The following is a 21,288-nucleotide window of genomic DNA, read 5'->3' on the forward strand; positions in this document are numbered from 1 at the left end:
TTTTTGTTTTACAATGCTGTTAGTCATATTACGCTTGTTTAATGTTATGAAATTTAGAACCATTATTTTTAAGATTTGATTAATTTTGCAGCATCATGGAAAATTCAAAGAAAAAAGCAGCTATAGGCTTTATATTTATTACTTTACTGATTGATATTACGGGCTGGGGAATCATTATTCCGGTTGTCCCTAAATTAATTGAAGAGTTAATTCATGCAGATATCAGTGAAGCTGCAAAATATGGTGGCTGGCTAGGATTTGCCTATGCATTTACACAATTTATCTTTTCTCCATTGGTAGGAAATCTGAGTGATAAATATGGACGTAGACCTGTTATTTTAATTTCACTTTTCGGATTTGCGGTGGATTATATCTTCCTAGCATTGGCTCCCAGCATCTGGTGGTTGTTCCTGGGAAGGGTGATTGCAGGAATTACCGGAGCAAGTGTAACTACAGCAAGTGCTTATATTGCAGATATTTCCACGGATGAAGACAGAGCGAAAAACTTTGGACTGATAGGAGCAGCCTTCGGTTTGGGATTCATTATAGGGCCTGTTTTGGGAGGTGTTTTAGGACATTATGGAGCAAGGGTTCCCTTTTATGCAGCAGCTGGTTTATGTCTTCTTAATTTCCTTTATGGTTATTTCATCCTTCCTGAAAGTTTAGATAAAGATAAAAGAAGAGAATTTGACTGGAAGCGTGCAAACCCTGTAGGTTCTTTCAAGTTTTTAGGAAAACACCCGGAAATTTCAGGACTTATTACCGCATTGATTTTGATTTATATTGCAGGACATGCCGTACAGAGTAATTGGAGTTTCTTTACCATGTATAAATTCAATTGGACGGAAAGAATGGTTGGGATATCATTAGGAGTTGTAGGTTTACTTGTAGGGCTGGTACAGGGGCTTTTAATCAGATGGACTACACCAAGGCTTGGAGAGCAGAAAAGTATTTATTATGGTCTTACAATGTATGCGATAGGACTTTTATTGTTTGCTTTTGCTTCTGAAGGCTGGATGATGTTTGCCTTTTTAGTCCCATACTGTTTAGGAGGAATCTGTGGTCCGGCTTTGCAGTCTGTGATTACGAAAAGTGTACCTTCTAATGAACAAGGTGAACTTCAGGGGGCATTAACAAGTTTAATGAGTGCTACTTCTATTATTGGCCCTCCCATGATGACGAACCTGTTTTACTTCTTTACCCATGATGAAGCTCCATTTAAGTTTTCAGGAGCACCATTCTTCCTGGCATTTATTTTAATGGCTATCAGTGTAGTAATTACCTATTCTGCTTTTAAGAAAAAAGGTAAAATTTAAGAATAAGCTAAAGGATAGATATATTTGATGTAATGTAAATTTTAATTATGGATGATCTACAATTAAAAAAATACCTGAAAAGAATCCACTATTCTGGAGATTTTGGGACCAATATGGAGGTTTTAAAAAGAATTCATCAGTTGCATCCTCAGTATATTCCTTTTGAAAATATAGATTCTTATACGGGAACAGTTCCGTCGTTGGATTTCGAAAATATTTTTGAGAAATTAGTGGTGGAATCCAGAGGTGGATACTGTTATGAGCAGAATCTGCTTTTGAGTGAAGTGCTCAAATATCTTGGTTTTAAAGTGCAATTGCAGTTGGGTAGGGTATTGTGGCGAAAAGATGAAAATAGCAGTGCCGCTAAAACACATTTGTTGCTGATTGTAGAATGGGAGGGGCAAAAATATCTTACTGACTGTGGTTTTGGAACAGCTACATTAACTGCTCCTTTGTTATTGAGTAAAGAAGGACCTCAGGAGACCCCCAATGAACAATTTAAAATTTCGCAGAAAGATGATACCTACACACTCTGGACCTACAGGGAAAAGTGGCTCCCAGTGTATCGTTTTAAATTGGAAGAAGTAGAGCCTCTTGATCTTGATGTCTGCAATTGGTATCTGGCCACTCACCCGGAATCTAATTTCAAAAAAAATCTGATTTTTTCAAAGGTTGATAAAAATGCAAGGTATACATTCAGTAATGATACTTTGAATATCAGAAAAAGAACGGGTGGCAAAGAATCCGTTTCTATTGAAAATGATGTTCAGCTTTTCCAGATGCTGAAGGAGGTTTTTGGCTTGAAAGAAAATGCGATTGAGCTTTTGAAGCAGAAACGATAAAATAGATGATCAACCTAATTCTATAATAAATAAAGGGAAGTACTGATCAGACTTCCCTTTATCATTTTAAAAATTTTATATTCTATGAAAATTAAGGATATAATGATTTGTATCCATTGCTTACCATATTGCTTCCTAATCCGGAGAATGAAACAGAGAATTTGCTGGCATTAAAACTTAAAGATCCGGTTGGTGTACAAAGTCCCAATGCGTATTGACACTGTCCATAAGCCCCTGCTTTTTTGGTAACCTTGCTTTCGCTTTTTGCTTTTCCTAAGCTGATGTTCGCCCAGTCATTCACATCAGTGTTGGATACGGATGAACCCGTATAGTATATCGTAATCTGATATCCCATTTCGCCTCTTTTAGATCCCCAAAGCCATTTTGCTGTCCACCATTCTTTATACCATTTAGAGGCTACTTTTGCTGCTGCAGCATTTGAGTTTTCTACTGTACCTCTAGTGTCCATCATGATCAAACCTCCAAGAACGTTATCCCAGATAATTCCTGAATCATTATAGAAGCAAAGGCTTGTGAATTTTCCATTTTTATTACTCCAGATTATTTCCATAACGTTGGTTCCTGTTTTTATTTCTTCAGTCGCCATTTCTCTTAATCCTGTTTGGGCGGTGTTAAGATCGTCACCTATGTATAAGTCCCCAATTCTTCCCAATTTTACAGTAGAAAGATCCATAAGATTTCCTACAGCAATAAACTGATCTTTATCTGCAATAAGACTTTTTGAAATTTCGACTCCCTTTTGAGTGGAAATTTGCCCAATGATCTTCATGCCTGCAATCTGCAAATCGCTTTTTAGATATTTTTCAAGACTTTTTTGTGATTCGTCTAATTGAATTTGTACAGTGCCGGGAATGGTTTGTGAAAGAGAAGTGGTTTCCTTTTGCAAGTCGGTGCTGGTGATTTTTGTCTGAACAGTTTCCTGCTTTGTAATTTCATTATTCTCATCACTACAGCTAGTAAGTGTGATAACCGATAATACGGAAAGAAGTTTAAAGAAAGTAACTAATTTTTTCATAGTATATTTTATTTAGGTTGTGTGTAGTAAATATAATTAAATGTTATTTAATTCTCATTGTTTTGAATTAATTATTTGTTAATTTGAAAGTAATTTCTACTTTGAAGAGGAATTTGAAAAATATTTAGAAATTTGCTATGGAAAGAATAGATGATAGACGTTAATGGGAAATCAGGAATCCAAATTTAAGATTGTTGAATGCATGGCAACCTTAAATTCAAACGGTGTAACGTGACAATTTTAATGCAATAAACATTGAACTTTAAACCCGTTTTTCAAACAAAATCTTAAAATTTGTTTAAATTTTTAGTTTACCGCAAATAAATGTATAATCTTTCGTAATTTTACATCATGGAATTAAGCATTGGAGAAATGGCATTGATTGCAGTGGCAATCGTTGTATTATTCGGACCGGATAAACTGCCTCAGATTGCACGTGACTTAGGTGCGGGTATTAGAAAAATGCGCGGCGCAGTTGAGGATATCAAGACCGAGATTATGAAAGAAACAGATAACCCTGTTTCTGAGATTAAGCGCGAAATTGAGAAAGTAAAAGATGCTGCCAAAGATTTCAACCCGATGAAGGATATTGAAAAAGATGTTCTTACAGAACCTGCTTCTACCACTCAGGAACCTCCAAAACCCAAGCCTGCCGATGACGAAACCTACGAAGGGCCTGTAAGCAGATAATATATGGAGGAAATTATTCAGGAAGATAAGCAGGTATTTCTATACCTTAATAATTTGGGCGATCCAGCCTTTGACCAATTTTGGATGTTGATATCCAGTACTTGGATCTGGGTGCCGCTTTATATTATATTCCTTTATTTTTTATACAAAAATTATAAACTAAAATCTTTAGTTTTTATTCTTATATTTTTAGCCCTAGGAGCAACGGTTTCTGACCAGCTTGCAAGTGTATTTAAATATGGAGTGGCAAGGTTAAGGCCATGTCATGATCCTAGTTTGGAGCATTATATGAGAATTGTAAAATGTGGCGGACAGTTTGGGTTTTATTCTGCACATGCGTCCAATACATTCTTTTTAGCCGCCTTTTTAAGTATTTTACTTAAAAATAAACTTAAATGGTTTCCTTATGCTATATTTGTATGGGCTATAGTGGTTTCCTACAGCCGAATATATTTAGGAGTGCATTTTCCAATTGATATTTTGGTGGGGGCGTTTGTTGGATCTTTATTGGGAGTGATATTTGGTGCACTCGCTAAAAAAGTAATCAACAAACAAAATATAACTTCATGAAAAAATCTTTATTACTGCTAGCTTCTGTTAGTTTCTCTTTAAATATCTTTGCCCAGGATAAAAAATTGGCTGAAGAATGTTTTAAAAAAGCAGATTATAAATGTGCTGAAGAACAATATTCTAAACTGATAGAGAAGGAACAGATCCGAAAAATTCAATCTGAATATTATAACTATCTCGGCACCGCTCAAAGAAGATTAGGAAAAACCAATCTTGCTTTTAAATCTTATGATATGGCTTTAAAGACCAATCCGATGTCTGTTTCAGTGTATGAAAATCTTTCTTCGCTATACAGCCAGAAAGGAGATAAGAAAAAAGCATTGGAATACATTGAAAGTGGACTTAAGGTAGATGATAAAAGCCCTGATTTATATCTGACGCGGTCTAAAATTTATGAAGTCCAGGACAAAAAAGATTTGGCTAAAGCAGATCTCAACCACATCCTGACTTTTGCCCCAGATAATATTTTTGCCAAAACGGGATTAGCCAACCTGAAAAAAAATCATGGTGAACTGGAGGAGGCATTGAAAGATTATAATAAACTCATTGCTGAAAAGCCCGAATCCTTACTGTATAGTGGAAGGGCAGATGTTTATTTGAAGATGAAAAGAAATAAAGATGCACTTGCAGATATCAGTAAGGCTATTTCTATTGATCCGAAATTTCCCCAGTCGTATGTAACTAAAGCAATGGTTTTATTTAATACAGCAAAACCAAAAGAAGCCTGTGAAAACCTTGATAGAGCGGTAAGCTTAGGTTACGAAAAGGCAGTGTTAGCCGAGTATTACGATAAATGTGTTAAAAAATAATATCTCAACATTATTAATCATCAATAAAAAGATAGCTAAATAGGGCTATACGCTTATATCTTTAGCTGTTTCCTTATTCATATAAAAAATATACATGTTAAATGTTGTTCTTGTAGAGCCTGAAATCCCTAATAATACAGGAAATATTGGACGTTTGTGTGTAGGTACAGAATGTAAATTACACTTAGTTCATCCTTTTGGATTTATAATTAATAATAAAAACCTGAAGCGATCCGGATTGGATTATTGGGTACACCTTGATGTTACCGAATATACTAATGTAGAAGAGTGGGTTAAAAAAATTCCAGATCCGTCACGTGTTTTCTTGATGAGTTCGCATGCAGAGAAATCGTATTTGGAAAATGATTTTCAGGATGGAGACTGGCTTGTTTTCGGAAAAGAAAGTGTTGGCCTGAGTGAAGAGGTTTTGAATCAATTTGACCAACATTTAACAATTCCGATGTCAAAGCTAATCCGAAGCTTTAATATTGCCAATTCTGTTGCTTTTGTGGTAGGAGAAGCGAAAAGGCAGATCGGTTTAAAAATATAGTCTGCTATTTACAGCGTTTTTATAAAATAAGTGACTTTTAATCATTATGATAAGGTTTACCCTGAAGAATCTGATCTGCACGGTAAAGCTGTTCCACTATAAACAACCGGATCATTTGATGGGTAAAAGTCATTTTTGATAAAGACATCTTTTCGTTGGCTCTGCTATACATATCTTCCGAAAAGCCATAAGCACCTCCAATCAGGATATGTACTTTTTTTATGGAAGCATTCATCCATGTATCAATTTTCTGAGAAAATTCACGGCTTGTAAATTGTTTTCCCTTTTCATCAAGGATAACAACAAGATCATTTTTATCAATATGGTTCAAAAAAAGTTTGGCTTCTTCTTTTTTAAGAAGATCCGAAGACAGGTTTTTAGCATTTTTGACATCAGGAATCTCAGTGATTTCAAAATTCCAATGCTTAGGAAGGCGGTTAAGATAATAATTAATTAAAGAGGTAATCTCTTTATCATCCGTTTTGCCGATACAAAGTAAGCTGATTCGCATTATAAGAAGTTTCAGGCGGCAAAGATAGTGATTTTTACCGGTTAGAGTTGGGTAATAAATGTTTCAAAAAAATAGACTCTTTCCTGGATTTTTCAGTCAGTTAAATTGCCCTTTTGCTTGCTTTTTTGTAGTCAATTGGATACTTGAGTAATTTGTTTGAAAAAGTTTCGAATGTTTTCAGGAATGCCTTAGTAATAGCATCAATATTGAATTCTCCGTTTTTAATGCTTTTTATTCATGTAATGCCATTTAGTGCATCGTTGTATGAATGCTATTTTGGGAATTTTAATGGTTTGTATTTAATTTGAAAAGGATGATACCTATAAAAGAGAAATAGTCAGAATTTTTATTACGAATGTCTATAAGTCTTCATTCTATATAATTCAGATTGAGAAACAGGAGAAGGAAAATGTTTATATTTGTAAGAGAGATGGTGAGAATACCTTAAAAAATACTCATAATTTGAGTCATCCGGTATTTGATCTTTTAGCTAATTACGAAATTGCAATAAATGAGTGTAAAAGTTCCCAGATTTATCCTGAAGGTTCAGGAGTTTTTTGATAACATTCATATTCCTGTTTTGGGAATATCGCTTTGGCAGATGTTTCAGATTTATATCTCCGGGATTTTCAAAGGGAAAATTGGGCGAAAAGCAGCTGCTATTTCCTGGAGCTTTACCATAAGTTTATTCCCTTTTATTCTGTTCCTGCTTTCGGTACTGCCTTATATGCCACATTATGATAAACTTCAGTTTTATATTTTTGAGGTGCTGATGCATAACGTTTTCCCATCCAATATGGAAGGTGATGTGAGAGGCTATATCGAAACTAATATTATCCCCAATATGAAAGGGATCAGTAACCTTACCATTGTATTAGCACTCATTTTTGCTACAAACGGTACTTTTTCCTTGATTAATGGATTTAATGAAAATACAGAAGAAAAGCTCAGTGATGTAAAAGAATTCATCCTTTCGTTCTTTATCACTATAGGCTTTATTACGATTGTGTTTTTGACGCTTTTCGGAGTTTATTATGTAGAGGTTGTTATGAAGCTTTTTGCTCCCGCCTATGACGTAACATGGCTGGTGGATAACCTTTCCAGTATCATTGGTTTTGTTTCCTTCCCATTGTTTTATTTTATCCTTTTGACCTTATTTTACTGGTTGGGAACCGTGAAAATTACAAGATTCAGACAGGCTGTTCCGGGGGCGATTCTGACCACTGTATTGTTTTTACTTACAACCTATATTTTTGCAATCTACGTAAAAGATATTGCCCGATATAATGTTTTGTATGGATCTATTGGAAGTATGATCCTGCTGATGGTATGGGTAAATGTGAATGTATATCTTTTGCTCTTTGGAAATGAACTGAACATGGCAATCAGAAAACTCAGAATTGAGAAGCTATTGTCAGACGAAACACAGAAAGAAACAGTTCACTATCACACGCCCATTACAGAGCCAGATTTTGAAAGTGATGAATCGCACAGAAGAAAGTTGGGAGACCAGAAGAAGAATTAATCTTCCTCCGGTTCCATATTTCCTTTAGAACTTAGATTTAAAATTATAAATCCTAAAATTGCTGCAATAAAAGAGGCAATCAGGATGGCAAATTTAGCTTCATCCTGAATCTCAATCTCACCTTTAAATGATAATAAAGCAATAAAGATGGACATTGTAAATCCGATTCCGGCCAGAAGTCCTACGCCTATCATCTGAGTCCAGTTACTGTTTTGTGGTAAAGAGCTAAGCTTTAATTTAATGGTGATCAGAGAAAATAAATTAATCCCAATCAGTTTCCCAAGAATTAATCCACAGATAATTCCTAATCCTAATGTGCTCGTAACACCTGCTACCATTTCATTTGAAAAAGTAATATTAGTATTAGTTAAAGCAAAAATAGGCATGATTAAAAAACTTACAGGAAGGTGAAGTCGGTGTTCCAGTTTTTCCAATGGTGAAATTTCTACATTGGATGCATTCGTTGGAATTGAAAATGCCAGTAAAACTCCTGCTATAGTTGCATGGATTCCTGAGTGATGCAGGAAATACCATAAAAATAATCCGGGAATAATATAAAATATTGTCTTGGTGACTTTTAAAAAATTTAAGATAAATAACAGAGCTGTTACGCCGAGAGAGAGTAGGAGATAGCTCCAATGAATTTGCTCGGTATAGAAAATAGCAATTACAAGAATAGCTCCCAGGTCATCTACAATTGCTAGTGCCGCTAAAAATATTTTGATTGAATTAGGAATCTTCTTTCCTAACATTGAAATAATAGCCAAAGAAAAAGCAATATCAGTTGCCATCGGAATTCCCCAGCCATTGCCATATTCTGTTCCGGAATTGAAAAGACTGTAAATAACTGCAGGTACAAGCATTCCGCCCACTGCTGCAAAAATAGGCAATGATGCATTCTTAAAAGAAGAAAGCTCACCTTCTACAAGTTCTCTTTTAATTTCCAGCCCTACCAAAAGGAAAAATACAGCCATCAGGCCATCATTGATCCAAATGCTGACAGGATATTCCAGCTGAAATAAATGAGTTCCCACTTCCTTGTCCAAAAAGCTCTGAAAGCTTCCTGCAAGAGAAGAGTTGGCGATAAGTAATGAAATAAGCACGCAGAAAATAAGGATAATTCCTGAGGCTTGACTGTTGTTGAAAAATTTTTTAAAATAAAGTGATAAATTCATGTTTATGATTGTAGTCGTCTCACCCTGGAGACTCCATTAATATTCTTGAGCTTCTTGAAGGTTTCCTCCAATTGCCCCTTATTTTTGACTTCAAGATTGATGTTTCCGGTGAAAACACCGTTGTTGGATTCAATAGACATACTTTTCATGTCCATTCCCATACTACCACTAATGACCGTGGTAATATCATTAATCATTCCCATTCTGTCAAGACCTTCGATTTCAATTTTCACTCGGTTTTTGAAACTTTCTTCGTTCACCCATTTGGCAGGAATGACACGGTAGTCATATTGTGCTCTAAGATTAATGGCATTCGGACAGTTATCACTGTGTACCTTGATTCCATCAGAAATAGTGATAAATCCGAAGATCTTGTCTCCCGGAATTACAGTACAGCATTTTGCATAGGTGTAATTCAGTTTTTCCTCATCTTTTCCAAAGACGATCATATCAAGGTTTTGCTCTTTCGGTTCCTCGAAGTTAACGCTTTTAGATGGAGACTTCCTGAATCTTGAAAGTAAGTTGTTGAATACGTTCTTACTTTCAATGTATTTTCTTAAGCTGCTTACATCCAGTTCGTTGCTTTGGAATTTAAGGAAGAGTTCCTGAGATGATTTTAAGTTAAAAAACTTTTGTAATTTATTAATTTCTTCATCATTGAAATTGATTTTCGCATGACGAAGTTTTCTTTGTAAAATTTCTTTTCCTTCTTCTACCAACTGGTTTTTCTGGGAATTCAGGTAGCTCTTAATCTTAGATTTAGCTTTTGAAGTGACCACAAACTCCAGCCAGTCAGATTTAGGTTTCTGATTCTGAGAAGAAAGGATATCGATCTGATCTCCGTTTTGTAGAATATAGGAAATAGGAACCAATTTTCCATTGATTTTGGCTCCCAAACACTTCATTCCCAGGTCAGAGTGAACGGAGAAGGCAAAATCCAGAGCGGTTGCATTGGTCGGCAGGATTTTAATTTCTCCTTTTGGAGTAAACACAAATACTTCTTTGGAATAAAGATTCAGTTTGATATTATCCAAAAGTTCGGAAGTAGACAGATTTTGCTGCTGTTCAAGCACTTCACGAATTTCCGTAACCCATTTTTCAAAATTACGATCATCAGAACTCTGCTTATAACCTTCTTTGTATTTGTAATGGGCAGCAACACCCTTTTCTGCAATTTCATCCATTCGCTCTGAACGGATCTGTGCTTCAATCCATTTTTTATCAGGCCCAAGAACGGTTAGGTGCAAACTTTCATACCCTGTAGAACGGGGTTGGGTGATCCAATCACGCATTCTTGATGGGTTACTGTGATAAACATCCGTGACGATTGAATAGATCTTCCATGCCAGGAATTTTTCGTTTTTAGCATCCGATTTATAGATGATTCTGATCGCATAGTTGTCAAAAACTTCTTCAAAAGAAACCCCCTGCTTCAGCATTTTTCTGTAAATGGAAGAAATAGCCTTTGCACGTCCTTTGATAGTGAAGTTTAAGCCTTCTTCTTTCAGTCGTTCAGAAACTTCAGTTTTGAATTCTTCAATATATCTTTCGCGGCTTTCCTTGGCTAATTCCAATTTCTCCGTGATCTCATTATATACCTCAGGATTATTGTATTTTAAAGAAAGGTCTTCCAGCTCGGATTTGATATTATATAAACCAAGGCGGTGAGCCATGGGAGCATAGATATAAACCGTTTCTGAAGCAATTTTTTTCTGCTTGTCCGGTGCCATACTTTCCAGGGTCCGCATATTATGAAGACGGTCTGCAATTTTAATTAGAATAACCCTGAAATCCTCAGACAATGTTAGCAACAGTTTTCTGTAGTTTTCTGACTGCACAGAGATATTCTGATGATTCATGATGGATATTTTAGTTAATCCATTCACAATATTGGCGATTTTTTCCCCAAATATTTTTTTCAGATCCTCATAAGTGTAATCAGAATCCTCAATTACATCATGCAGCAATGCACAGGCAATGGAAGTAGCCCCCAGACCAATTTCTGTCGCTACAATTTTGGCTACAGCGATAGGATGGTAGATGTATGGCTCCCCAGATTTTCTCCTTTGGTCTTTGTGAGCATCCAATGCGATATCGAATGCCTTCCGGATAAGTTTGTTATTTTCCTCATCCAGCGTTCTGTAGGTGTTAGAAATCAGATCCTTATATCTAGCAAGGATCTCTTTATTCTCTTGTTCTAAATCGTAACTCATTTGTGCAGATGCCTATAATTAGACGAAAATACGAAAATTTTTACTTTTTTCAAACATAAAAAATCCGTAGTGTGTACTACGGATTTCCGGTTATCTAGTTTTATATCGATTAAGATTTCACTTCTGAATTGATACCATCAGTTGATGTTTTGATTCGGATATCAGGACTGTTATGAATTTCGGCCCTGTTTCTGGCATCGATATACTTTTTTATGGTATCGTAATTAGCCTGATCAATGCTCATATTTTCGAAGAAATAAGTCTTTATAACTGCATTTTGCGTGAAAATGCTCCGGGCACTATCTGCCTGGCTGCTATCCTTTACCGCCACACTTGCCAGGTATTGGGGGTTACTCGCTTCACTGTTAAGGTATACAATGTAATCTGAACTAGGAATTCCTGAATTTTCCAGATCACTTTCAAGCTTTTTGTAATCGCTATGGTGCTCAAATAGCCCAGCTAATATATTCGACATAATTAATGGGTTTTAAAGTTCTGATTAAAGTTAATAAAAATTTTCTTATTTTTTTGATGTATAGCCAAAAAAAAATATCTATTAATATTTTATCTATAGTATAATGCTAAATTATTTGAAGATATCTATTGAACATATGTTTAAATTTATAAAACTGATAATTTTTTTAAATCACTTCAGGAGTCTGTAATGATTTATGAAGTGCCCTGATGAAATAGGCTGCGAACATGTTTTATTATTTAACTCTAACTTTCTAATATGAATTACTTATTCCTCAGGCAGATTTAGCAGACAGTTCGGGTTTAAAATCTACAGATTATATTTTATACTCTATCGTTCTTTCTATAGATAAAAAAAGACCATTTCGTATAGAAATGATCTTTTTGTTTTACTATTTGAGATTCGATTAAATTCTTTCGTTTTTAATTTCATCTACAATTTCCGGATTTAGTAATGTGCTGATATCTCCAAAGTTGCTAAAGTCTCCCTCTGCAATTTTCCTAAGAATTCTACGCATAATCTTACCGGAACGTGTTTTTGGTAGCCCGGAAACAAACTGTATCTTGTCCAGCTTGGCAATTGGCCCAATCTGATCGGAAATCAACTGATTGATTTCTTTCTTAAGATTTTCCTTATCACGACCTTCGCCGGTTTCTTTAAGCGTCACATAGCCATATAAAGCATTTCCTTTGATGTCATGTGGATAACCTACGATGGCAGATTCCGCAACGGCAGGGTGTTGGTTGATGCTGTCTTCAATAGGAGCAGTACCTAAATTGTGTCCGGAAACAATGATGACATCATCAACACGGCCGGTAATTCTGTAGTAGCCTACTTCGTCTCTCAAAGCGCCATCTCCCGTAAAATATTTTCCAGGGAAAGCGGTAAAGTAGGTTTCTTTATATCTTTGATGGTCACCCCAGATTGTTCTTGCGATTCCCGGCCATGGAAACCGGATGCATAAGTTTCCGGTTACTTGATTTCCAGTAATTTCATTACGCTTATCATCCATCAAAACGGGTTGGATTCCCGGTAGAGGAAGAGTAGCATAAGTAGGTTTGGTAGGAGTTACAAAAGGAAGTGGGGAAATCATGATTCCTCCCGTTTCGGTTTGCCACCAGGTATCAACGATCGGACATTTCTTCTTTCCTACGTGATCGTTAAACCAATGCCATGCTTCATCATTGATAGGTTCTCCTACAGATCCGATTACTTTCAAAGAGCTCAGATCATGTTTGTCTACCCATTCAGTGCTTTCTTTAGCTAAAGAACGAATAGCAGTAGGAGCGGTATAGAATTGGGTGATCTTATGTTTTTCAATCACTTCCCAGAAACGATCCGGTTCAGGATAGGTTGGGACTCCCTCGAAAATAACAGTAGTAGCTCCATTCAATAATGGTCCGTAAAGAATGTAAGAGTGGCCTGTGATCCAACCAATATCTGCGGTACACCAATAGATATCGTTTTCTTTATAATTAAATACATTTTTGAAGGTATAAGCGGTATAGACCATGTATCCGGCACAGGTATGAAGCATTCCCTTTGGTTTTCCAGTAGAACCGGAAGTGTAAAGAATGAAAAGCGGATCTTCAGAATCCATAATAACGGTTACGAAATCAGGGGAGGCTTTTTCATACAGATCTGCCAGCCAATGATCTCTTCCTTCCTTCATCTTGATTTCATTGTGAGTTCTCTTCACCACCAAAACTTTTTCAATAGTTGGTGTTTTTTCCAATGCTTCATCCACAATACTTTTCAGATCCAGAACTTTACTTCCTCTATAACTTCCATCTGAAGTGATTATCATTTTAGCTTCACAATCATTCACCCTTGACGATACGGCAGAGGCAGAAAATCCGGCAAAAATAACAGAATGAACAGCTCCTAGTTTGGCACAAGCCAGCATGGTAACAGCCAACTCCGGAATCATTGGAAGGTAGATGCAAACTCTGTCTCCTTTTTCAATACCCATATCCTTTAAAACATTAGCTGTTTTATTAACACGGGTGTACAATTCGTTGTATGAAATATGCTGAGCCTCTTCTTTAGGATCATTCGGTTCCCAGATAATGGCTGTTTTATCTCCTCTTATGGCGAGATGTCTGTCCAGACAGTTTTTGGTGATATTAAGTTTGGCATTTTTAAACCATTCGATTTTAGCTTCATTCATATCGTACTTAACAACCTTGCTCCATCTCTGATACCACACAAAATTTTGATCAGCTACCTTATCCCAGAATTTCTTCGGATTTTTGATAGATTTTTTGTAATCTTCAAAGTATTGTGGTAAATCTTCTATTAAGTAATTTCTCATATCCCTTTCGTTTTTTGAAATTTGAATTGTATTTTAAATATATGTTTAATTTTTCGCTTACCCCCTATATTCCCTGATCTTTTCCTGGATTTCTTCAATGATTTTTTCATCATCAATGGTAGACGGAATCTGAAAATCTTTCCCGTCCAGCAATGTTCTGATAAGCTTTCTTAAAATCTTTCCGGATCGGGTTTTGGGTAATCTTTTGACAACCATTGTGTTTTTTAAAAAAGCTACAGCGCCAATCTTTTCACGAACCATCTGAATGATATTTTTTTCGATGTCCTCTTCGGTAATGGAGGAACCATTTTTTAGAACCACCGTTGCAAACGGAACCTGTCCTTTTAAATCATCATCAATTCCCACCACGGCACATTCTGCAACATCAGGATGTGAAGAAACAATTTCTTCCATTTCTGAGGTGGAAAGTCGATGGCCGGCTACATTGATGACGTCATCCACTCTTCCCGTGATGAAAATATAGCCATCTTCATCCTGTATAGCTCCGTCACCAGAAAAATAATATCCTTTGTATTGAGATAAATAACTGTTTTCAAATCGATCATAATCCTTCCAGATTCCTAGCATAGCTCCTGGTGGAAGAGGCAACTTTATGACTAAATAGCCTTCGTGGTGCGGATCCAGCTCTAATCCGTTTTCATCAAAAATTTTGATGTCATATCCTGGAATGGGTTTTCCTGCAGAAGCTCTTTTGATGTTGTAATTGTCGTCAAATGTTAATAAGCCGAGCATTGGCCATCCGGACTCTGTCTGCCACCAGTGATCGATAGCTGGAGCCCCGATATGCTCACCAAACCAGTCCAAAGTAGCTACATCACATCGTTCCCCGGCAAGGAACTGCTTTTTGAAATGAGACAGATCATATTTTTTTACCAGTTCACCATTAGGGTCTTCTTTTTTTATTGCTCTGATAGCGGTGGGAGCTGTAAACATAACAGAAACTTTATATTCAGAGATAATTCTCCAAAAAGTGCCTGCATCAGGTGTCATAATAGGTTTTCCTTCAAAAATAATCGTTGTATTTCTATTGAGGAGCGGCCCATAAACAGAATAACTGTGTCCAACAGCCCAACCGAAATCAGAGGCAGCCCAATAGGTTTCGCCGGGTTCAACACCATACATGTATTTCATGGAGAACTTTAATGCTGTGGCATAGCCGCCCGTGTCACGAACAATCCCTTTAGGTTTTCCTGTAGTTCCGGAAGTATAAAGCAGATAGAGTGGGTGAGTGGATTCTATAGAAACACAGTCAATAGGAGCTGATTTTTGAACCAATTCTTCATAATCAATCAGTCCATCAAACATTTCATCCCGATTATCTACTAATTTTCTGTCGTAAACGATAATGTTGTCTACTTTATCCTGTGCCAATTCAATGGCCTTTTCTACCAATGGAAGATAAGGGATTCTTTTGGCGATCTCTATTCCTGCGGTTGCCGTGATTAAAACTTTAGGCTTACAGTCATCAATTCTTACCACCAGCTCATGAGGAGCGAATCCGCCAAAAACCACATTATGAATAACGCCAATTCTTGCGCAGGCAAGCATAGCAAAAAGGGTTTGTGGGATCATCGGCATATAAATAACCGCTGTGTCACCCTTTTTTAGTCCTAAAGAAGCTAATCCGCCAGCTAATTTTGATATTTCTTCCTTGGCCTGATTGAATGTATATATTCTCTTTTGACCCGTAACCGGAGAATCATAAACAATAGCATTCTGACCGCCAAAACCATCTTCAATATGTTTGTCAATACATAAATAACACATATTAAGCTTTCCATCAGCAAACCACTGTGGATAGTCGTTGGGGTCTTTTGATAGGATTTGTTGAGGGAATTGAAACCATTGTATAGCTTCGGCCTGCTTTTTCCAAAATTTTTCTTTGTCTTCTATGCTTTGTTTAAATAGAGTATCTGAATCCATAGTAATAATCGTGTGTTTGGTGTTTTTTTTTGCTTCTTCTTGTCAAAGTGAGATGCTTCTTGTCTCCCTAAAACATCTCCTCAATCTGCTGCATCAGTTTTTTAATAGAATAGGGTTTTGTTACATAAGCATCGGCGCCCATTTCAAGCCCTTTTTCAATATCTCTTGGATTGTTTTTCGCGCTCAGGAAGATCACCTTTGTATTTTTCATTTTTTCATCCTGTTTGATGAGGTCTAACGTGCTGTAACCGTCAAGATTCGGCATCATGATATCGAGAAGGATCACATCCGGAACCATGGTTTTTAAAAACTCCAGAACCTCCGTTCCATCACGGGCAATATAAACGTCATAACCGTTCTTTTTAAAACTATATTCCAGTGACATTAATATTTTGTGTTCATCATCCGCAATGATTATCTTTTTCATAAAGGTTTTTTAAAGGTGTTCAACTTCATTTTTAATCTCTTTTGTTATACTGTCAGGAAGGCTGATGGTAAAAGTTACTCCAAGACCGCTGTTTTCGGCTTTTATACTTCCGTTGTGGGCTTGTATTATTTTCTTGGAAATGGCAAGGCCAAGTCCGCTTCCTGTAGGTTTTAAAATATTTTGATTTTTGGATTGATAAAACTTGTCAAAAATCATTTCCAGATCCTCTTCCGGGATGTGTTTTCCGGTATTGAAAATGGTAATTACCAATTGATTTTCCTTTTCAAATAATTTAGTTTGTATCGTTCCCTGTTCATCCGTAAATTTTAAGGCATTTCCCCATATATTCTGAAGCAATTGAATCATTCTGGCTTCATCATACTCAAATATAACCCGATTCAGAAGATTGACCTCACTTAAATGAATGTTTTTCTGTTGTATCAGGTGGAGGAGGGGGCTTAATGCTTTTTTATAGGTTTCAAGAATGTTATTTTGTTGGATACTTAATAAGATTTCACCATGTTGAAGCTTATCAAGATAAAGAATATCGTTGATGATTTCACTTAATCTGTCAGATTCGGTGATGATATTGTTTAAAAACTCCTGTTTAATTTCAAAAGGAATGTCATCATCATCAGCTAGTATTTCCCCGGCTGAGCGGATCGCTGTGATGGGAGTTCTCAGTTCATGGGCAACAGAATCCAGAAAATCATCTTTTTGACGGTCTTTAACGATTAAGTTTTCATTGGCTGTTCTAAGGTCATTAGAGAGCTTTTGTAATTCTTCAGACTGTTCTGTAAGTTTTTTGTTTAAGCTGATGTTCTCTTTGGATTCTTCAAGGATATTCAAAACTTCCTTCAGAGATATTTTATCTTCTTTGGTGACCCCTTCAATCAGAATTTTAGCTGAAGCCGTCCCGATTCGTCCTGCCAGAAGGTTTTCCGAGAATTTGATGAATCTTGAATCGGCAGTCTCTGTTTTAGAATCAATATTATATTTTAAATTGAAAATTCTCAAGGCCTGTTCGGTCTTGTTTTTACCTAAAAATCTCTCCAGTATATTTTGAATGTCAGAGATGTAGGCCGTTCCTCTCCAGATAAAAGCATTTTCATGATTCTGAATGTATTTGTCGATATCTACATACAGTTCGGCAAAGTTTCTTTCACGGTAATTTCCTTTGGTACTCACTGAAATAATGGTAAATAAACCTGTATTGACCAGCATTGACCAAAAAAATATTTGCGGAATCCTTGCCAGATAAGGAATGGTGAAGAAATTGAAAGAATTGTACATATCTCTTAAAACCCCTTTGAGTTCCTGGTTGTATGAGAAATAATATTGCGGGATGATTAATCCGAAATAGCAGATGGCTAATCCTGCAGCAAGACCAATCACTGCGCCTTTGTAGCTTCCTCTTCTCCAGAATATAGCGCCGAAAAAGGCAGGTGCAAGCTGTGCAATGACTACAAACGAGATTAATCCAACAGAATCCAGTGATGTTTTTAAAATGAAATATTTATAGAACACAAAAGCCATGATAATCAGTGCGAAAATGCTGAATTTCCTAATGTTGGTGATACTTCTTGTATTTTGTGTTTCATTTTCAGATTTTAGTTTTCCAAGCAAACTATAAGGAATGATAAGGTTGTTGGAAAGCATAATGGATAAGGTGATGGCCGAAATAATAATCATGGAAATACATGAACTCAATCCGCCAAGGAAAACCAAAACGGTGATTAAAGTATTGTCAAAATGCTGCGGAATTAAAATAGAGTAGAATTCAGGGTTTATCTTTTCTCCATCAAAGATCAGTCTTCCGCCCCATGCAATCGGAAAAATGAATATAGTGAAGGTCAATAAATAAAGCGGAAAAAACCAGATGGCTGTTCTGATATGCTTTTCCTGTCTGTTCTCAACAATCGCTGTGTGAAACTGTCTGGGTAATATGCAGATTGCTGTTGCTGAGATCATGCACAGAACCATCCAGTTCATGGCTCCTTCAATCCCATTAAATGTATTTTTTTCTTTAAAATCCTCAAAATGACTGGCTTTCTGATAAATATCTGTAAACCCGTCAAAAACATAATAGATCACAAAAAGCCCAAGAATGATAATAAAGAATAGCTTTAAAAAGCTCTCCAGGGCAATGGCAGAGATGATTCCTAGTCGTTTTTCCGAAGCATCCACATATCTCGTTCCATAATAGGAAGAAAACAAAGCGATTAGAACAACAACAAATGTGGCATTATCGGTCAGGATATCCTTTGACATAGGAGTTTCCGTTACCAGATGGAAGGTTTCAGATATGGCTTTGATCTGTAATCCGATGTAAGGAACAATTGCTAACAGGCAGACAATCGTAATGATGGCACCCAGACTTCTGCTGTTTCCATATCGTAACGAGATGAAATCTGCAAGACTGCTTATTTTATTAACCCTGGCGATCCTTACAATTCTTGTATTGATATAGATCCAGGCAGGGATAATCATGGCAGGGCCAATATAAATAGGTAAATAATTTAATCCGCTTGTAGCAGCTACACCAATGCTTCCGTAGTAAGTCCATGCTGTACAATACACAGCAAGAGACAATGCATAAATGTAAGGATTGTTGATCCAGAACTTACTTCTTTTCTTCTCTGCCAGGTGAGCAACTAAGAACAGAAGAGCCAAATAAAACAGAACCACAAAAAATAATGCAATACTACTCATTGTATTTTTTAACAATTACAAAGGAAATTAGGATAGAGATCATCCAGACAGCGAACAGGTAGATAAGGAACATGGGATATCCAAACACTTCTTTTTCACTGTTGAAAAGCAGCGAAATAGGGATGCTGAAGGCAATCATCAGTCCAATACTCAGGATAACCAGTTTTTGTTCGTGTCTCTTTTTCATAAATGATGATGCATAAAAGATAATTGATGAACAGTATTATTCACCAATTACCTTTATCTTTTATAATTATATTTTTTCGTCAGAATATTCTCCGGTTAAGGAATAGTAACCAAAAACAGCCATCCCTCCTGAGATAATTGGCATCAGGACAAACATAATGATGATTCCGAAAACCAAATCTTCCTGTTTTCCTGAGGTGATCTTGGGGATTCCCATTACCGTAATTCCAAAATACCCTACGACCACTGCTATTGCGATCCAAAGTATACCTAATATTTTTTTTAGTCCGTTCATTTTAGTAGTTTTAAAATTAATAAAAATTTGAGTGATTCAGTGATTAATCGTGAAGATTATTGTTCTTATTTTTAAGATAAATTAATCCGATGATCAAACAGACTGCAGCTACTCCAATCGGATACCATAATCCTTCCAGATACCATGTGGCATGTCCGGCTTCTTTTCCGGTGGTTACAAGATAAGTAGCTACGGCAGGAAGGAGTCCTCCAAATACCCCATTTCCAATGTGATAAGGCAAAGACATCGAGGTGTAACGGATTCTTACCGGGAACATTTCAACAAGGAACGCAGCAATGGGGCCGTAAACCATAGTTACAAAGATGACCTGAATGAATACCATGAATACCAGATACCATTTTGTGCTGTCACTTACTTTTACCGATTGTGAAACCTTTGGTTCTTCGGCTTTTCCCTCTTTCATAACCGGACCGCTTGGTGACCAGTGAACGATGCTGTCTTTTTTTATTAAAGTTCCATCGGTGAAAAGAGTTTCTTTATGGAAGGTAACAAGACTGTCTGTTGCAATATCCTTGTGAATTTTAGCCGTTCTCTTTTCTGTAATTCCGTTGGTGGCAACTGTTTTATTTTCAAGGCTGACACTTTTGAACATACTGTCGTAAATAGGTCTGTAAGCTAAAATAGCAATCAGCATTCCGGTCATCATCACCGCTTTTCTTCCGATTTTATCCGATAACCAACCGAAAAACACAAAGAAAGGAGTTCCTAAAAACAAAGCAGTTGCCATTAAATAATCTACCTGCGTAGAATCAATATTCATTACTTTTTGCATGAAGCTCATGGCGTAAAATTGTCCGGTATACCAGATTACCCCTTGTCCCATGGCTGCTCCAAAAAGGGCAAGCAAAACGAATTTGAAGTTGAATTTATTACCAAAACTCTCTTTTAAAGGGTTTTTAGACGTTTTACCTTCACTTTTTGCTTTGGCAAAAAGCGGAGACTCTTTCATATTTTTTCTGATGATATATGAAACACCTACCATTAAAATGGAAATCCAGAAAGGAATTCTCCAGCCCCAGCCATCGAATTCTTCAGGAGAAAGAGTAGTCTTTGTAATTAAAATAACAATTAGTGAAATGAATAGTCCTGCGGTGGCTGTAGTTTGGATCCATGAAGTCCAGTAACCTCTTCGATGGGGTTGTGCGTATTCTGCTACATAGGTTGCGGCTCCTCCATATTCACCCCCAAGAGCAAGTCCTTGTAATAACCTTAGGATTAAAACCAAAACCGGAGCAAGGAACCCGATGGTTTCATAACTTGGGATACATCCGATCAGGAAAGTGGAAAATCCCATAATGAGTAGCGTCACCAGGAATGTATATTTTCTTCCGATAATGTCACCCAATCTTCCGAAGAATAAAGCCCCAAAAGGTCTTACTACAAATCCTGCGGCAAAAGTAGCTAAAGTAGACAAAAATGCTGCTGTCGGATTGTCAGCCGGGAAAAACTTGGTCGCTAAAACGATGGCTAAACTTCCAAAGATATAGAAGTCATACCATTCTATCAATGTTCCGAGAGATGAGGCAGTGATCACACTCCAAATAGTGCGGTTTTTCTGCCTGTCGGTCATATTTTCGTAGCTTTCGTGATGATTGTCACTCATATTGATTAGTTTTTGATGTTAATGGAATGCGTAAGATGTTTTATTCTTAATAAAACTTAACTTAACTCATCTTA

The 21,288-nt window shown here is 36.6% G+C and carries 19 protein-coding genes; 7 read left to right on the plus strand and 12 right to left on the minus strand.

Translation table 11 applies throughout. The annotated features are described in order from the left end of the window. Nucleotides 1-95: 95 nt before the first annotated feature. On the plus strand, nt 96-1,316 hold the full coding sequence (locus EL260_RS10345; protein ID WP_123860198.1) for a TCR/Tet family MFS transporter: 1,221 nt from the start codon (nt 96-98) through the stop codon (nt 1,314-1,316). Nucleotides 1,317-1,363: 47 nt separating this feature from the next. Next, nucleotides 1,364-2,158 carry an arylamine N-acetyltransferase family protein gene (locus EL260_RS10350; protein ID WP_123860199.1) on the plus strand — a complete coding sequence of 265 codons (795 nt, stop codon included), beginning with the start codon at nt 1,364-1,366 and terminating at the stop codon, nt 2,156-2,158. A 91-nt stretch (nt 2,159-2,249) separates the two neighbouring features. On the opposite strand, the gene EL260_RS10355 is transcribed toward EL260_RS10350, so the two are convergent. Further along, the gene (locus tag EL260_RS10355; RefSeq protein WP_123860200.1) at nt 2,250-3,194 is read right to left on the minus strand and encodes a hypothetical protein; all 945 of its coding nucleotides are present in this window, start codon (nt 3,192-3,194) and stop codon (nt 2,250-2,252) included. Nucleotides 3,195-3,545: 351 nt separating this feature from the next. Between EL260_RS10355 and EL260_RS10360 the strand changes: the two genes are divergently transcribed. From EL260_RS10360 to EL260_RS10375, 4 genes are all read left to right on the plus strand, one after another. Then, nucleotides 3,546-3,884: a Sec-independent protein translocase subunit TatA/TatB gene (locus EL260_RS10360; RefSeq protein ID WP_123860201.1), complete on the plus strand. Its 339-nt coding sequence runs from the start codon at nt 3,546-3,548 to the stop codon at nt 3,882-3,884. A 3-nt stretch (nt 3,885-3,887) separates the two neighbouring features. Beyond that, the gene (locus EL260_RS10365) at nt 3,888-4,454 is read left to right on the plus strand and encodes a phosphatase PAP2 family protein (protein WP_123860202.1); all 567 of its coding nucleotides are present in this window, start codon (nt 3,888-3,890) and stop codon (nt 4,452-4,454) included. Continuing rightward, complete coding sequence (locus EL260_RS10370) at nt 4,451-5,263, plus strand: tetratricopeptide repeat protein (RefSeq protein WP_123860203.1); 813 nt, start codon at nt 4,451-4,453, stop codon at nt 5,261-5,263. The genes EL260_RS10365 and EL260_RS10370 overlap by 4 nt, the downstream gene beginning before the upstream one ends. 94 nt (nt 5,264-5,357) lie before the next feature. Continuing rightward, nucleotides 5,358-5,813: a tRNA (cytidine(34)-2'-O)-methyltransferase gene (locus tag EL260_RS10375; RefSeq protein ID WP_123860204.1), complete on the plus strand. Its 456-nt coding sequence runs from the start codon at nt 5,358-5,360 to the stop codon at nt 5,811-5,813. A 37-nt stretch (nt 5,814-5,850) separates the two neighbouring features. On the opposite strand, the gene EL260_RS10380 is transcribed toward EL260_RS10375, so the two are convergent. Continuing rightward, nucleotides 5,851-6,324 (minus strand): 23S rRNA (pseudouridine(1915)-N(3))-methyltransferase RlmH, encoded by a 474-nt coding sequence (locus tag EL260_RS10380; RefSeq protein WP_123860205.1) that lies wholly within the window; start codon nt 6,322-6,324, stop codon nt 5,851-5,853. A 511-nt stretch (nt 6,325-6,835) separates the two neighbouring features. On the opposite strand from EL260_RS10380, the gene EL260_RS10385 reads away from it, so the two are divergent. Beyond that, nucleotides 6,836-7,849 (plus strand): YihY/virulence factor BrkB family protein, encoded by a 1,014-nt coding sequence (locus EL260_RS10385; protein WP_123860206.1) that lies wholly within the window; start codon nt 6,836-6,838, stop codon nt 7,847-7,849. On the opposite strand, the gene nhaA is transcribed toward EL260_RS10385, so the two are convergent. The 10 genes from nhaA to EL260_RS10435 form a co-directional block, all read right to left on the minus strand. Next, nucleotides 7,846-9,024, minus strand: coding sequence for a Na+/H+ antiporter NhaA (gene nhaA / locus EL260_RS10390; RefSeq protein ID WP_123860207.1), 1,179 nt, complete (start codon nt 9,022-9,024; stop codon nt 7,846-7,848). The two genes, EL260_RS10385 and nhaA, sit on opposite strands and share 4 nt — an antisense overlap. 2 nt (nt 9,025-9,026) lie before the next feature. Next, nucleotides 9,027-11,237 (minus strand): RelA/SpoT family protein, encoded by a 2,211-nt coding sequence (locus tag EL260_RS10395; RefSeq protein WP_123860208.1) that lies wholly within the window; start codon nt 11,235-11,237, stop codon nt 9,027-9,029. 109 nt (nt 11,238-11,346) lie between these two features. Next, nucleotides 11,347-11,712, minus strand: a complete 366-nt coding sequence (locus EL260_RS10400) for a hypothetical protein (protein WP_123860209.1) — start codon at nt 11,710-11,712, stop codon at nt 11,347-11,349. 406 nt (nt 11,713-12,118) lie between these two features. After that, a complete protein-coding gene (gene acs / locus EL260_RS10405; RefSeq protein WP_123860210.1) occupies nt 12,119-14,026 on the minus strand; it encodes an acetate--CoA ligase in 1,908 nt (635 codons plus the stop codon). 57 nt (nt 14,027-14,083) lie between these two features. Beyond that, complete coding sequence (locus EL260_RS10410; RefSeq protein ID WP_123860211.1) at nt 14,084-15,970, minus strand: AMP-binding protein; 1,887 nt, start codon at nt 15,968-15,970, stop codon at nt 14,084-14,086. Nucleotides 15,971-16,037: 67 nt separating this feature from the next. Then, nucleotides 16,038-16,397 carry a response regulator transcription factor gene (locus tag EL260_RS10415; RefSeq protein WP_123860212.1) on the minus strand — a complete coding sequence of 120 codons (360 nt, stop codon included), beginning with the start codon at nt 16,395-16,397 and terminating at the stop codon, nt 16,038-16,040. A gap of 9 nt (nt 16,398-16,406) precedes the next feature. Continuing rightward, the gene (locus tag EL260_RS10420) at nt 16,407-19,109 is read right to left on the minus strand and encodes an ATP-binding protein (protein ID WP_123860213.1); all 2,703 of its coding nucleotides are present in this window, start codon (nt 19,107-19,109) and stop codon (nt 16,407-16,409) included. After that, entirely contained in the window at nt 19,102-19,296 is a 195-nt protein-coding gene (locus EL260_RS10425; protein WP_123860214.1) for a hypothetical protein, read from the minus strand. The genes EL260_RS10420 and EL260_RS10425 overlap by 8 nt, the downstream gene beginning before the upstream one ends. A gap of 66 nt (nt 19,297-19,362) precedes the next feature. Beyond that, a complete protein-coding gene (locus tag EL260_RS10430) occupies nt 19,363-19,590 on the minus strand; it encodes a DUF6814 family protein (RefSeq protein WP_123860215.1) in 228 nt (75 codons plus the stop codon). Between the two features lie 43 nt (nt 19,591-19,633). Continuing rightward, the gene (locus EL260_RS10435; protein WP_123860216.1) at nt 19,634-21,214 is read right to left on the minus strand and encodes an MFS transporter; all 1,581 of its coding nucleotides are present in this window, start codon (nt 21,212-21,214) and stop codon (nt 19,634-19,636) included. Nucleotides 21,215-21,288: the final 74 nt, after the last annotated feature.

This window comes from Chryseobacterium nakagawai, from assembly GCF_900637665.1.
Classification (GTDB): Bacteria; Bacteroidota; Bacteroidia; order Flavobacteriales; family Weeksellaceae; genus Chryseobacterium; species Chryseobacterium nakagawai.